Source organism: Miniimonas sp. S16 (assembly GCF_057748195.1).
Map to the genome: position 1 here is coordinate 1426904 of NZ_CM173242.1, position 12861 is coordinate 1439764.

A 12861-nucleotide genomic window follows, 5' to 3' on the forward strand; every position below is an offset into this window, starting at 1 on the left:
AAGCCGGGATGAGCCGCGGGGTGAGACACTCGGCGGCGCGCGTCGCACGAGCGCCGCGCGCCCGACGTCCGATCGGAACGCATGCTCGCGCTGCAGCTCCTCGCCCACCTCCTGCCGGCCCTCACGGCCGGGCTGCTGGGGGTCCTCGCGCGGCGCGGCCACGACGCGGGTGCCACCCCTGGACCGACGGGGGTGACGCCGTCGTCGTCGGGGCCTGGGGCCGCGGGCCGGGTCGCGCACCTCGCGCCGCTCGCGCTGGTGCCGGTCGCTGTCCTCGACGTGCTCGGGGCGAGCGAACCGGCCGCGTGGGGTGTGGGCCGGCTCGACGTCGTGAGCCGTCCGCTGCTGCTCGTCGCGGTGACGCTCTACGCCGGGGCGCTCGTGCTCTCCGCCCGGTCCGGGTCGGCCGCGGCGTCGCGGCTGACCAGCAGGCTGCTCGTGTGCTTCACCGGGAACGCCCTCGTCCTGTCCGCCGTCGACGTGGCGACTTTCGCCGTCGGCTGCGCGATCGTGACGTCGATGGTCTACGCGATGATCCTCGGCCAGGAGTCACCGCTCGCGCGCAGGGCCGCGCGGACCTACCTCGCGTTCGGCCTCGTCGGCGACGCGTTCGTGCTCGCGGCGCTCGTGCTCGTGGTCGCCGCGGGCGGGTGGCGGGTGGCCGACGCCCCGGCAGCCGTCGCGGCGTCGCCCCTCGCGCCGCTCATCGTGGCGCTGCTGCTGCTGGGGTTCGGTGAGTGGGCGTGCACGTTCCCGCTGCACGGCTGGCTGCCGCTCGTGGAGTCCGGCGTCTCGATCCCGGTCGGCGCGGTGCTGAGCGGCTGCGTCATCAAGATCGGCCTCGTCGGGTGGCTGCGGTTCCTGCCGCTCGGCGAGGCCGCGCTGCCGGTGTGGGGCGGTGGCCTCGTCGTGCTCGCGCTGCTGGGTGCCGGTGTCGCGCTGCTGCCCGGCGTGCGCAGCAACGACCCGGACGCGTCCCTCGCGTTCAGCTCGGTCTCCCAGATGGGCTTCCTCGGCGTCATCGTGGGCGTCGCGCTGAGTGCGCCGGAGCTCGCGACGGCGTGCGTGCTGTCCGCCGTCGTGTACGCGGTGCACCACGGCATGGCGAAGGGCGGGCTCATCCTCACGGTCGCCGTGTGGGCGCGCTACGGTGGCGGACCCCAGCGGCGCTGGGTCGTGGCGGGTGGCGTGGTGCTCGCGCTCGCCGTCGCCGGGGCGCCGCTCGGAAGCGGCGCCGTGGCGAAGTACGCCGCCAAGAGCGCCGTGGCTGCGGCGCCGTTCCTGCTCGACGTCACCGCGCTGCTCCCGTTCGTCGCGACCGCCACCACGCTGATCCTCGCGCGTGCGGCGTTCACGCTGCGCAGCCACATCGCGCCGGCCAGGCAACGCGCCGACGGGTGGTTCGTGGCGTGGGCGGCGCTCGTGCTCGGCGGCACCGCGGCCACCTGGTACCTCGCCGGGCAGTGGGTCCCGATCGTCTCGGTCCCGAGGCTCGACGCCGTCACGGTGGCCGCTGCCTCCTGGCCCGTCCTGCTCGGGCTCGCGATCGCGGCGCTGGTGTGGTACGCGTCCCGGCGGGGCTGGCTGCCGAGCTGGGCGACCGACCGAGGCCTGCCCCGCGGGGCGCTCGAGGTGGTGCTCGACGAGGGCGGCCGCCCGCGGCACTGACCGTGCCGCGCCGACCCCCGCCCCGCCGTCGGCGCCTCAGAGCCCGACGGGCACCCGCGTGACGAGCCCGACGTCGGCCAGGAACCAGGTCAGCGCCGAGACCGCCATTCCGGTGGCCACGGAGTTGCCGCGCACGGTGGAGATGCGGAGCGTCATGTCGACGGCCGACTCCCCCGGCGCCTGCGCGACCAGGGTCGAGCGAGTCAGCGGCAGCAGGTGCTCGCCGAGCGCCCACGCCGTCCAGCCCGTCAGGGCGACGGCTTCGGGGTTGAGGATCGCCACCAGGTCGGCGATCGCCGACCCGAGGTAGCGCGCGGTGCGCGCGATGGTCTCCAGAGCGGCCGGGTCGGGCTCCGGCGCGGCGAGCTCGCCCGCGAGCGCCTCGATGACGTCGCGCTGAGCGCCGACCCGCACGAGCGGGTTGTCGGGATCGATCTCGCGCAGCGTCTCCAGGATGCCCGGCGCGCCGACGTAGGCCTCGACGCATCCGCGCCGACCGCACCGGCAGGCGCGGCCGTCCAGCACGAGGAGGGAGTGACCCCACTCGCCGGCCGAGCTCGTCGCGCCGCGCAGGATCTCCCCGCCGATCACGATCCCGGCGCCCACGCCCGTGCCGAGGTTGATCGTGATCATCGAGTCGCAGTCGCGCCCTTCCCCGAACCAGAGCTCGGCAGCCGCGACCGCCTTGAGCGGGTTGTCGACCACGACCGGCAGGGCGAGCCGCTCCCGGATCCGGTCCACGCCGGTCTCGTGCCACGTCAGCTCGGGCACCACGACGGACGTGCTCCCGCCCCGCACCACGAGACCGGGCAGCGAGACGCCGACGGCGAGCACCGCCTCCCGCTCGGCGCCCGCGCTCGCGAGCGCGGTGTCCACCGCGCGCTCGATGCCGTCCACGACGTACTCGACCGTGTGCTCGTGCTCGTCCCGGTGCACGACGGCGGACTCGACCTCGTCGAGGGAGGTGTTGAAGACCGTGGCACGCACGTACGTCTCCGCCACGTCGACGCCGACCACGAGACCTCGTGCGGCGTTGATGTGGAGCACCCGGGTCGGGCGCCCGATCCCGCCGGACGTGGTCCGGCCCTCGGTGACGATGCCCGCGGTGATCAGCTCGCCCACCACGGTGGCCACCGTCGCCGGGCTCAGCCCGGTCTCGCGCACGAGCTCGTTGCGGGACGCCTCCCCCGCCACGAGCAGCGCCTTCATCACGTCGAGTCTCGACTCGCTCCTGATGTCGCGCGACGTCAGTCGCTGGACCGCCACGCTCACCCCCACCTGGTTCCGGTCATGGTAACCACGAGCAGCTCTGCGCACCGCTGAGCCTCGGTGAGCACACGTCTCGCGCCGTCGGACAGGGCCGCCCGACACGTCGTCCGGCGGCGTGGCGCCGTCACTGCGGCGTCGGTTCCGCCCACGCCCTGCGCAGCTCCGGGACGCCGGGGCCCGCCATGCCGCGGACGAGCAGCCGCACGGCGCCGGTGTTCCACGCCGCCGGCAGCCAGGTCCGGTGCGCGTCACCTCCGGTGAACCTCGGACGTGCCGGGTCGTCGAGCCAAACCCGGCCGAGCAGCTCCCGGCCGGCCACCACCGAGACGCGCACCTGCTGACCGGCGAACCGCAGCGACAGCCCGCCCGCGGGCACGCGCAGCGCAAGGACGCGCTCCTCGCCCGGCTCGAGGGCCAGGGGGAGCTCGATCGCGTCGGCCGTCTCGGCCGCGTCCGCGACCCGCGCCAGGTAGACGTCGTCCGGCTCGGGCTGCACGCTCCAGTCCCGGACCTCGCTCAGGCGCAGCAGCCGGGCGGCGCCGAGCGATCCCGGCAGGTGCGGCAGGGTCACGGTGACGTCGCGCCCGCGGCCCGGCTCGAGGTGCAGCCAGGGCTCGTGCGCGCTGACGAGGCGAGGCTCGCCGTCGAGCGTCACCTCGACCGCGCCGGGCACCTCGGACAGGTGCAGCGCGTAGTGGTGCTCACCGTCGACCGGGAGCGTGCGGCGGTAGGTGATCGGAAGCCCGACGCGGGTGCTGCTCCAGCCGCCGAGCGTGCGCAGCGGCGCGGGCCGGCCGCTCCACTGTCCTTCGACCCGCCAGAGCGCGCCGACGTCGTCGCGCCCGGTCACGGCCCACACCCGGCCGAGCCCGCGCAGCGAGCCGAGCCGCAGGCCCGGCAGCCGCGCGTCGTCGAAGTTGGCGTGCCCCCACGTCTCGGCCGTGACGGCCACCTCGGCGGCGTCCGCGACGTCGAGCAGGGTGGTCGCCCCGAACGGCGTGAGCGTGCGGTGGGCGATCGACGCGTCCCCGTCGCCCGTGAGCAGCGCGACGTCCAGGATGTCGCCCGCGCCCTCGAGCAGCAGCTCGCGCACGTCGGCCACGGAGGCGCGGTAGTGGGTGCGGCCACGCCACACCCCCACCTCCTCCGACCAGGGCGCGACGGCGTGCCGCTGCGGTGCGGGCAGCTCCGCCGCCCGCAGCGCGCGCAGCGGCCCGAGCTCCTGCGCCTCGTCGGAGACGGGGGTCGCGGCGTCCGCGTCGGCGTCGGCGTCCGCGTCGGCGTCGGCGTCCGCGTCGGCGTCGGCGTCCGCGTCGGCGTCGGCGTCGAGAGAGGCTGGGCCGGCCACGTCCTGCGGGTGCACCACCTCGACGTCCCAGGTGGAGTCGCCCACGGCCACCCGGTGTTGCACGGCGGCCCCGGGCGCAGGCGCGTCAATCTCGAGGACCGTTCGCTCGCCGTCGGGCGCACGAAGGACCAGCGCGCTGCGGCCGGTCGCCGCCAGCGTGAGGCCCGTCGGGTCGGCGGCGACGAGGTCCGCGGTGGCCAGCTCGAGCGTGCCCGGCAGGCCGAACCGCGCGAGCGGCAGCTCCGCCAGCACGAGCAGGCAGATCAGCCCTGGCAACGGCGCGCTCACCCGATCGGGCCCGACGGCGAGGCTCACCTCGGCGTCGACGTCGCCGAGGTTCGGCACGGCCAGCAGGCTCGCGCCGCTGGGCATCCGCAGCCTCGACGGCGAGGCGCTGGTCGGCGCGTCGGTCGCGTAGGCGCCGACCGCCGCCTCGGGCAGTCCGCGCGCGAGGTCGGCGCCGAGCAGCCGGACGAGGGCCGCGAGCACCCGCGCGTCGGCGAGCTCCGGACGCGCCTGCCCGACCGGGGAGAGGAAGCCGTGGAAGTCGTAGTCGTGGGCCATGAAGCCGGCGGGGTCGCCCCAGTTGCCGACCGACGGCGTGAAGCCGACGTTGTACCCCGAGGCCTGCAGGTAGGGCGCGACCAGACCCGCGCCGCTGGCGACGAGCCGGCGCAGGGTGGCGTGCGCACGGTTGGTCTCGGTCACCAGGAGCGGCAGGCCGCGCTCGGCGAGCAGGTGGCGGTAGCGCCGGACCTCGGGCTCGACGAACGGGGAGCGGTCGTCAGGGTAGAAGTTGCAGGCGGGCACAACACCCGGCACGTCCCCGGTGGCGCCGGCGAGATCACCCTGCCCGGCGCACGCGATCAGCGGCACCTCGATGCCGTGCGCGCGGGCCATCTCGGCGAGCGCGCCGACGTACGCGGTGCGGTCGCGGGTGTCGAAGAAGTCCAGCTCGTTCTCCAGCTGGACGGCGACGACGCTGCCGCCGCGGCCGAGCTGGCGCTCGGCGAGGATCGGCAGCGCGCGGTCGAACCAGGCACGCACCGCGTCGAGGTAGCGGGGCTCGGCCTGCCGAAGGCCATCGGTCCCGGCGAGTCCGAGCCAGGCCGGCAGCGCTCCGCCGTCCCACTCGGAGCAGATGTAGGGCCCGGGGCGGGCGATCACGCGGAGCCCGGCCTCGTGGGCGAGGTCGAGGAACGCGGCGACGTCGCGCCGACCCGTGAAGTCCCACTCGCCCGGGGCGAGCTCGTGGAAGTTCCACGGCAGATAGACGTCGATCGCCTGGTACCCGGACGAGCGCACCTGAGCCAGCCGGGCGGACCACAGCTCACCCGGGATCCGGAAGTAGAACAGCGAGGCGCACAGCACCACCTCGTCCAGCCCGGGCAGCCCCGCCCCGCTCGGCTCCGGCAGGACGCCGGCCGGGGCCGGCTGCTCGACGACGGTCATGCGACACCCTCCGGGGCGGTCGGGACGTACTTCGCGAAGATCGCGCTGAACAGGAACGCGTTGACGACGGCGATCGCGGCGAACCCGAAGGCCAACCACAGCAGTCCGTAGCCCACGAGGTGGGGGTAGAAGATCGTGATGACCACGGGCAGGCCCGTCGTCAGGAGAAACGCGAGCGACGCGAAGAGGTGGCGCAGCGACATCTTGCGGGCGTTGCCCAGCACCTCTCTGGTGGACCCCTCGAACTTCGCGAGATACGGAAACACGAAGAGCGCGCCGATCACAGCCTGGAACGTGACGAGGAACAGCACGATGTAGAGCGCGAACCGGACGATCGAGGCGATGGCCAGGCCGTCGGCGATGAGGAACCACGCGACCAGCACGACGGCGAGCCCCACCACGATCCCGAACAGGACCGTCGCCTGGCGCAGGTTCTGCCGGAAGGACCGGCGGTAGCAGTCCAGGACCGACTCGCACTCGCCGTCGACGATCCTCAGCGCGGTGTAGTTCAGCGCGGTCAGCGACGCGCCGATCGTCACGATCGGCAGCGAGGTGAGGACGAACACCAGGTTCAGCACCATCACGTCCGCGACCTTGCTGAGGAACCGCAGGAGCGCGGAGTCCGCCTCGAAGATGCTCGTGCTCACGTCGTCCTCGTCTCGTCGTGGTGGGCGGGTGGAGCCGGACGTCCGATCGACGTCCGGCCCCATCCGGATCGTGCTGGGTGTCGTGCGGGATCGTGCAGGAAGCGGACTACTTCAGGCCCTGCTCCGAGGCCCAGGCGTCCATGTCCGCCTGGAGGGACTCCCGCACCTCGTCGTAGCCGGCGGCCGCCAGCTCGGCCCGCATGTCCTCGATGGCCGCAGCCGGGTCGTCGAACTTCCCGTACATGAGCTGGGGCAGGTAGGTCGAGAGCACGCCGCCGATCGTGGCCAGCGAGGAGTCGATCGAGTCCTTGTTGAAGACGAGGGTCTCGTACGGGTAGTCCTCCGCGACGGCGTCGAGCGCCTCGTACGTCTCCCACTTGTTCGGGGCGTCGGTCACCTTGTCGTACTCGTACTCGTCCATCCGGCCGCCCCAGAAGTTCGAGCCGAGCGCGTCGGTGGAGGAGTCGTAGCCCTCGGGGTAGTCCAGCTTGCCGTCGTCGGTGAGGATGTAGTCGGTGCCCTCGATGCCGAAGTTCAGCAGGTCGTAGTCCGTCTGGTCGTTGCGGATCAGGTCGTAGACCTGCAGCGCCTTCTCGGGGTTCTTCGAGGCCGCGCTCACCGCCATCGCGCCGTGCGTCTTGAGGTCCTTGAAGATGTTCCCGTTCTCCTGACCGAAGTAGAACATCTTCGGGTCCGAGCCCTCCTGCTTGGTCGTCATGTTGTTGACGATCTGGGTGAGGAAGGTCTGGGTGTGGTGCTGGTCCGCGCCGGACAGGCCCGCGTAGAACTCCTCACGGGTGTCGCCCGTGTAGTTGATCGCGTCCTCCCGCCACACGCCCATGTCGTTCCACTCCTTGGCGAGCTCGGCGGCCTCGAGCAGCGCGTCACCCTCCATGAAGTTGGAGCTGATCGTGTACGGGTCCGACTTCGTGGTCTCGAAGATCGAGTAGTTGCCGGTCGCGACACCCTGGAGCGTGATCGCGTCCGTGTGCCCCTGCAGGTAGCCGGTGAGCGCGGCCATGTTCGCGCCCGCCACGTCCCAGGGGTAGGCCTCGGGCTGGTTGTCCTTGACCCACTGGAAGTACTGGGTGAAGTCCTCGAACTTCGTGATCTCGCCGTTCGCGAAGCCGGCCTCCTTGGCCCAGTCGCCGCGGTAGAAGAACCCGTGGTTGGTGTACTGCGTGTAGTTGTCCTCCGGGATGAAGTAGATCTCGCCGTCGAGCTTGGTGAGGTCCCAGTCGCCGGAGGCCGAGACCTGCTCCCAGGTCTTCGGGGCGTTCTCCTTGAGCATGTCCTCCGACAGGGGCAGGAACGCGCCCTTCTCGGCGTTCTCCCAGGCGAACAGCCAGTCGGTCGCGGTGGTGACGAGGTCGACCGAACCGTCGTTGGCGAGCAGCTGCACGTTGTACTGGGTCTGCCAGTCGGCCCACTCCACGTAGTACAGCGAGAGCTCGGCGCCCGCCTGCTCGCGCAGGTTCGCGTTGAGCTCGTCCAGCATCGCCTCGAGCCGGCCGTTGGTCGGCTTGTCACCGAGCACGAGCATCGTGATCGGGGTGATGTCGCCCGACGCGCCGCCGTCGGCGTTGCCGCCGTCGCTGTCGCCGCCGCTGCCGCAGGCGGCGAGAGCCACGCTGGACAGCGCGAGGGTGGCGGCGACCGCCCCCGCCTTGGTGATCGTTCTGCGCTTCATCGGAGAATCCTCTGCTCCCTTGTAGGTGATTCCGGGTGGTGCTGGTCGTGGTGGTGGATCCGGTGGTGCTGGTTCTGGTTCTGGTGCTGGTCGTGGTGGTGGATCCGGTGGTGCTGGTTCTGGTTCTGGTGCTGGTCGTGGTGGTGGATCCGGTGGTGCTGGTGGTGCTGTCTGGTGAGTCCTGCGGGTGCCGCGCGACGCTGCGGGTCGGGACGGCGCGAACCAGCCGCCCCGCAGAGCCGGCGGGTCCGGGGGTCAGCCCTTGACGGCGCCGACCGTGAGGCCGGTGACGAAGTACTTCTGGACGAACGGGTACATGAGGACCACGGGCCCGGTCGCGATCACGGCGGTCGCCATCTTGAGCGTGTTCGACGGCAGCTGCGCCACGCTGACGTTCGCTCCGGCGACCGAGTTCTTCAGCGCGTTCGCCGTGTTGACCACGTTGTAGAGGTAGTACTGCAGCGGCTTGAACTCGACGGCGCTGCCGAGGTAGAGCGAGGAGAGGTACCACTCGTTCCAGTAGCCCAGTGCGAGGAAGAGCCCGACGGTGGCCAGCGCCGGCTTGAGCATCGGAAGGACGAGCTGGAGGAAGATGCGGAAGTCGCCCGCGCCGTCGATCTTCCCGGACTCCACGACCTCCCACGGGATCGAGCGGCAGAAGTTCTTCATGAGGATGATCAGCCACGGCGTCATGAGCAGCTGCAGGAACACCGCCAGGTACGAGCCCTTGAGGCCCAGCACCTGCGTCACCCACAGGTAGGTGGGAGCGAGGCCCGCGGAGAACAGCGTCGTGAAGTAGATGAAGAACGAGAGATAGTTGCGGTAGGCGAAGTCGCGGCGCTGGAGCGCGAAGCCCGTCATCGCGATGACGAAGAGCCCGATGGCCGTCCCGAGCACGGTCATGACGATCGTCACGACGTAGGAGCCGGCGATCGCGCGTGGGAAGCGGAAGATGAACTCGTACGCCTCGGTGGAGAACTCCCGCGGGAAGAGCCCGAAGCCGTCTCGCATGATCGAGGCCTCGCTCGAGAAGGAGGCCGAGATGATGAGGATGAACGGCAGCGCGCAGAAGATCGTGAAGAGTGTCACGACGACGTAGGAGACCCCGCGCAGCGCGTAGTCGCTCGCGCCGAGCTTGACCTTGGTGGTGCCGGCCTTCGTCGCCGGCAGGGCTGCAGCTGTGGTGGTCATGGTGGCTCCCGGTCAGAACAGCGCGTAGTCGGGATTCATCCGCCGCACGATCCAGTTGCACAGCATCACCAGGGCGAAGCCGAACAGCGACTGGTACAGGCCGACGGCCGTGGACGAGGTGAAGTTGTTCTGGGAGACGATCATGCGGTAGACGGAGGTCTCGATGATGTCGGTCGTCTCGAAGAGCACGGCGTTGTTGCCGATGAGGTTCCAGAACAGCCCGAAGTTTCCGCGCATGATCCCGCCGAGCGAGAAGAGCAGCAGGATGATGAAGGTCGGCTTCAGGCTCGGCAGGATGATGTAGCGGATCCGCTGCCACGCCGAGGCACCGTCGATCGCCGCGGCCTCGAACATGGTCGAGTCGATGCCCATGATCGCCGCGAAGTACACGATCGATCCGTATCCCGTGCTCTGCCACAGGAAGAACAGGATGATGATGAGCGGCCAGATCCCGGCGGCACTGTAGATCTTCACCGGGTCGCCGCCGAACTGCTCGATCAGCGCGTTGACGGCGCCGGTGTCGTAGTTCAGGAGGTTGAACGCGATCACGCCGATCAGGACCACCGAGATGAAGTACGGCAGGAACATGATCGTCTGGCTGATCTTCTTGAAGTACTTCATGCGCATCTCGTTCAGCATGATCGCGAGCGCGATCTGCGAGATGTTGCCGAGCACGATGAAGGCCAGGTTGTACAGGATCGTGTTGCGCGTGAGCAGCCACAGCTGGCCGGACTGGATGAGGAACTCGAAGTTCTTCATCCCGACGAACGGGCTGCCGAAGATCCCGTCCCGGTAGTTGTAGTTCGTGAACGCGATCCAGCTGCCCGGCATCGGCCCGTAGGCAAACACGAGGAAGTAGATGAGCGCAGGCAGGCACATGACGATGAGGACGCGCGACTGCTTGAGCCGGCGCATCGTCGTCTGCTTCCGGGTCGGTGGCGGCTCGAGCTCCGTGCGCACGGCCGTAGCGGCCGTCACGGTCGCCTCGGGCGTCGTCGTGTGGCACTCATCCCAGGTTCTCCGCCTCTCTGCGGTGGGTCCGACGTCGGCCCGGCGCCTCAGCGCACCGGCCCTCGGTCGTTGTCGTGGCCGTTACATTAACCCTTAGAACAACTCCTGACCAGTGGGTCGGGTCACTGTTTGATAACGATCACATCGCCGGCACGCGGCGTCCGACGACGCGCAGGCCGGTGGGCGTCGCGACGACGTCGTGCACCTCCGCTCGCACCCGCGGCGTGTTCATGCCGCGGTGCAGGACGAGCACGAGCTCGCCGTCGTGCGTGGTCAGGAGCATCCCGTGACCCGCGTTCCCCGCCACGAGAACCTCGCCCTGCTGCCACGGCCCGAGGAGCGAGCCGGACGGTGAGATCGCCTGCGTCTCGACGTACTCGCCGGTCACGACGTCGCTCCCCGGCCGGTAGGACGCCCAGAGCATCGCGAGCGCACCACCCGGCAGCCGGTACGGCTGCGGGCCGTCGGTGACGTAGGGCGCGAGGGCCTGCGTCGAAGGGGTGATCGCGGTGAACCACGGCGCCTCGGACGCCCGGAAGAGGTGCACCGGCGCGCCGGCGACGGCGAGCTCCTCCGTCAGCGGTACCGCCTCCATCGTCCCGTCGAGCACCTGCACCCACTCATGCGCGTACACGAGCCACGGCGTGCCGTGCTCGTCCCGCACGAGCGTGCCGTCCAGCGCCATGAAGTCCCCCGGGGTGTGGGGCGCCGAGGGGTCCAGGAGCTCGAACGGCCCGCGCGGGTCGTCGGCGACGGCGAGCACCGTGCCTCGGCGGATCGGCCGCAGCGTGTGCTCCCCCGCCGCACCGATCAGGTCCACGACCGTCCCGCGCTGACGCGTCGGGGGCAGCGGGTCCTGCGGCGCGTGCAGCGTCGTCGCGAGCACGAAGCGGTCGCCCCACGCGTGCACCTCGGGTGCCCACGGCGCCGCGTCCGGGCTCGCCCAGGCGCCGTCCGGCACCGTGAACACCACCTCCGGCGACCCCCACGTGTGCAGGTCGGGACTCCACCAGGCCAGCACGCCGGTGCCGACCGGTGCGGCGTAGTCGCTGCCGTCGGGGATGTGGTGCGCCCACCGCCGGGAGTCGAACGAGGTGTACAGGAGGTACCCGTCCTCGACGGCGAGGACGTACGGGTCGTGGCAGGGCACCTCGTCGAGGGCGTGGGGATGCGCGCGCATCGCGCCAGCGTAGGAGCGCGCACCGCGTCAGCCCGGCACGACGGCGCGCCATGGCCCTCTCCCGCGCCCGAACGGGACTGAAGTCCCACGAAATCGTTCCGGCATCCGGGACGCCTGCCGCGTTGCTCTCGCGCGAGAGCATCGGCCCCGACCGTGGGAGCACCAGCCCGACCGAGCGGCCGTCGCACCGGCGACCGACTCGGCACCGCACCCCCGAGGAGCCCGCCATGACCACCGACACGACCACCCTCGTCCCGCCGGCCGAGTCCACCACTCCCACTCCCACCCCGACCCCGTCCCCGCAGCGCCGCCGGTTCGAGGCCACGCTCAAGGGCGGCACGCCAGACCGCGTCCCCGTCACCGCGTGGCAGCACCACATCCCCGAGGAGTCCGACGTCGAGGCCCTCGCCGACCGGGTGGCCGCCGACACCGCGCGCTTCGGCTGGGACTGGATCAAGATCAACCCGCGCGCGACCTACCTGCCCGAGGCGTTCGGCAACACCTACGACCTCGCCCGCTACACCGGCGTCCTCCCGGCGCGCACCCGCACCCTCGTGCGCACCCCCGCCGACCTCGACCTCGTGACCGACGCCGCCGACGCAGCGGTGCTCGCCGACCACGTGCGCCTCGTCGCGCTGCTGCGCGAACGCGTCGGCGACCTCCCGCTCCTGCCCACCGTGTTCTCGCCGCTGTCGGTGCTGCTCGAGCTGACCGGCACGCCGTCGTACGTCTCGGCGCTCCAGCCGGGCGACGCCCGGCCCACCGAGGTGCTCGCCGGCCTCCTCGCCGAGCGCCCGACGGCGGTCCACGCCGCCCTGCGCGCGATCACCGACACCCTGGTCACCTATCTCGGGCGCACGCGCGAGGCCGGCGCGGACGGGGTGTTCTTCGCCGTGACGGGGACGGCCCACCGCGACGTCGCGTCGCCGCAGCAGTTCTCCGAGCTGTCCACGCCGTACGACGACGAGGTGCTCGCCTCGGTCCAGGGCTGGCGCGTGGTGCACACGTGCGGCCCGTGGGCGCACCCGGAGTGGCTGGACCGTCCCGGCGTGCACGCCGTGCACTGGGACCAGACGGCGCCGGGCAACCCGACGCTCGCCGAGGCCGGCCGCACGCTGCGCGCGATCGGCGTCGGCGGCGTCGCGCATCTCGCGGCGGGCGACGGCGAGGTCGCCACCGTCCGCGACCAGGCCCGCGCCGCGCTCGAGGGTGCGGGGCGCGCGTTCCTGCTCGCGCCGTCGTGCTCCGTCCCGCCGAGCGTGCCGGACGCCGTCTACGCGGCGCTGCGCGACGCCGTCGGGCACGAGGAGGGCGCCGAAGCCGCCGAGACGCGCTGAGGCGCGCCGCCGAACCGCGCGACCCCGCGCCGCCGCTCCCACGAGCGTCGGCGCGGGTCGCGCCCGGC

The 12861-nt window shown here is 71.8% G+C and carries 10 protein-coding genes; 3 read left to right on the plus strand and 7 right to left on the minus strand.

Annotation, left to right across the window (positions count from 1 at the left end):
- The first annotated feature begins 81 nt into the window (after positions 1-81).
- Positions 82-1668, plus strand: a complete 1587-nt coding sequence (locus AC3AQ1_RS06230; RefSeq protein WP_108718268.1) for a proton-conducting transporter transmembrane domain-containing protein — start codon at positions 82-84, stop codon at positions 1666-1668.
- Positions 1669-1704: 36 nt separating this feature from the next.
- Here AC3AQ1_RS06230 and AC3AQ1_RS06235 read toward each other — a convergent pair whose 3' ends face one another.
- The 4 genes from AC3AQ1_RS06235 to AC3AQ1_RS06250 form a co-directional block, all read right to left on the minus strand.
- Complete coding sequence (locus tag AC3AQ1_RS06235) at positions 1705-2940, minus strand: ROK family transcriptional regulator (protein WP_234417842.1); 1236 nt, start codon at positions 2938-2940, stop codon at positions 1705-1707.
- 121 nt (positions 2941-3061) lie between these two features.
- Positions 3062-5737 (minus strand): beta-galactosidase, encoded by a 2676-nt coding sequence (locus tag AC3AQ1_RS06240; RefSeq protein ID WP_108718269.1) that lies wholly within the window; start codon positions 5735-5737, stop codon positions 3062-3064.
- Positions 5734-6384, minus strand: coding sequence for a YesL family protein (locus AC3AQ1_RS06245; RefSeq protein WP_159096411.1), 651 nt, complete (start codon positions 6382-6384; stop codon positions 5734-5736). The genes AC3AQ1_RS06240 and AC3AQ1_RS06245 overlap by 4 nt, the downstream gene beginning before the upstream one ends.
- 106 nt (positions 6385-6490) lie before the next feature.
- A complete protein-coding gene (locus AC3AQ1_RS06250; RefSeq protein WP_108718271.1) occupies positions 6491-8074 on the minus strand; it encodes an ABC transporter substrate-binding protein in 1584 nt (527 codons plus the stop codon).
- A gap of 35 nt (positions 8075-8109) precedes the next feature.
- Between AC3AQ1_RS06250 and AC3AQ1_RS06255 the strand changes: the two genes are divergently transcribed.
- Positions 8110-8340: a hypothetical protein gene (locus AC3AQ1_RS06255; protein WP_159096412.1), complete on the plus strand. Its 231-nt coding sequence runs from the start codon at positions 8110-8112 to the stop codon at positions 8338-8340.
- Here the strand turns inward: AC3AQ1_RS06255 and AC3AQ1_RS06260 are convergent.
- The 3 genes from AC3AQ1_RS06260 to AC3AQ1_RS06270 form a co-directional block, all read right to left on the minus strand.
- Positions 8330-9265, minus strand: a complete 936-nt coding sequence (locus AC3AQ1_RS06260; protein WP_108718272.1) for a carbohydrate ABC transporter permease — start codon at positions 9263-9265, stop codon at positions 8330-8332. The genes AC3AQ1_RS06255 and AC3AQ1_RS06260 overlap by 11 nt on opposite strands.
- Positions 9266-9277: 12 nt before the next feature.
- The gene (locus AC3AQ1_RS06265; RefSeq protein ID WP_199916541.1) at positions 9278-10243 is read right to left on the minus strand and encodes an ABC transporter permease; all 966 of its coding nucleotides are present in this window, start codon (positions 10241-10243) and stop codon (positions 9278-9280) included.
- Positions 10244-10415: 172 nt separating this feature from the next.
- The gene (locus AC3AQ1_RS06270; protein ID WP_108718273.1) at positions 10416-11456 is read right to left on the minus strand and encodes a glycoside hydrolase family 43 protein; all 1041 of its coding nucleotides are present in this window, start codon (positions 11454-11456) and stop codon (positions 10416-10418) included.
- Between the two features lie 227 nt (positions 11457-11683).
- Between AC3AQ1_RS06270 and AC3AQ1_RS06275 the strand changes: the two genes are divergently transcribed.
- Positions 11684-12793 carry a uroporphyrinogen decarboxylase family protein gene (locus AC3AQ1_RS06275; protein ID WP_159096413.1) on the plus strand — a complete coding sequence of 370 codons (1110 nt, stop codon included), beginning with the start codon at positions 11684-11686 and terminating at the stop codon, positions 12791-12793.
- The last annotated feature ends 68 nt before the right edge of the window (positions 12794-12861 follow it).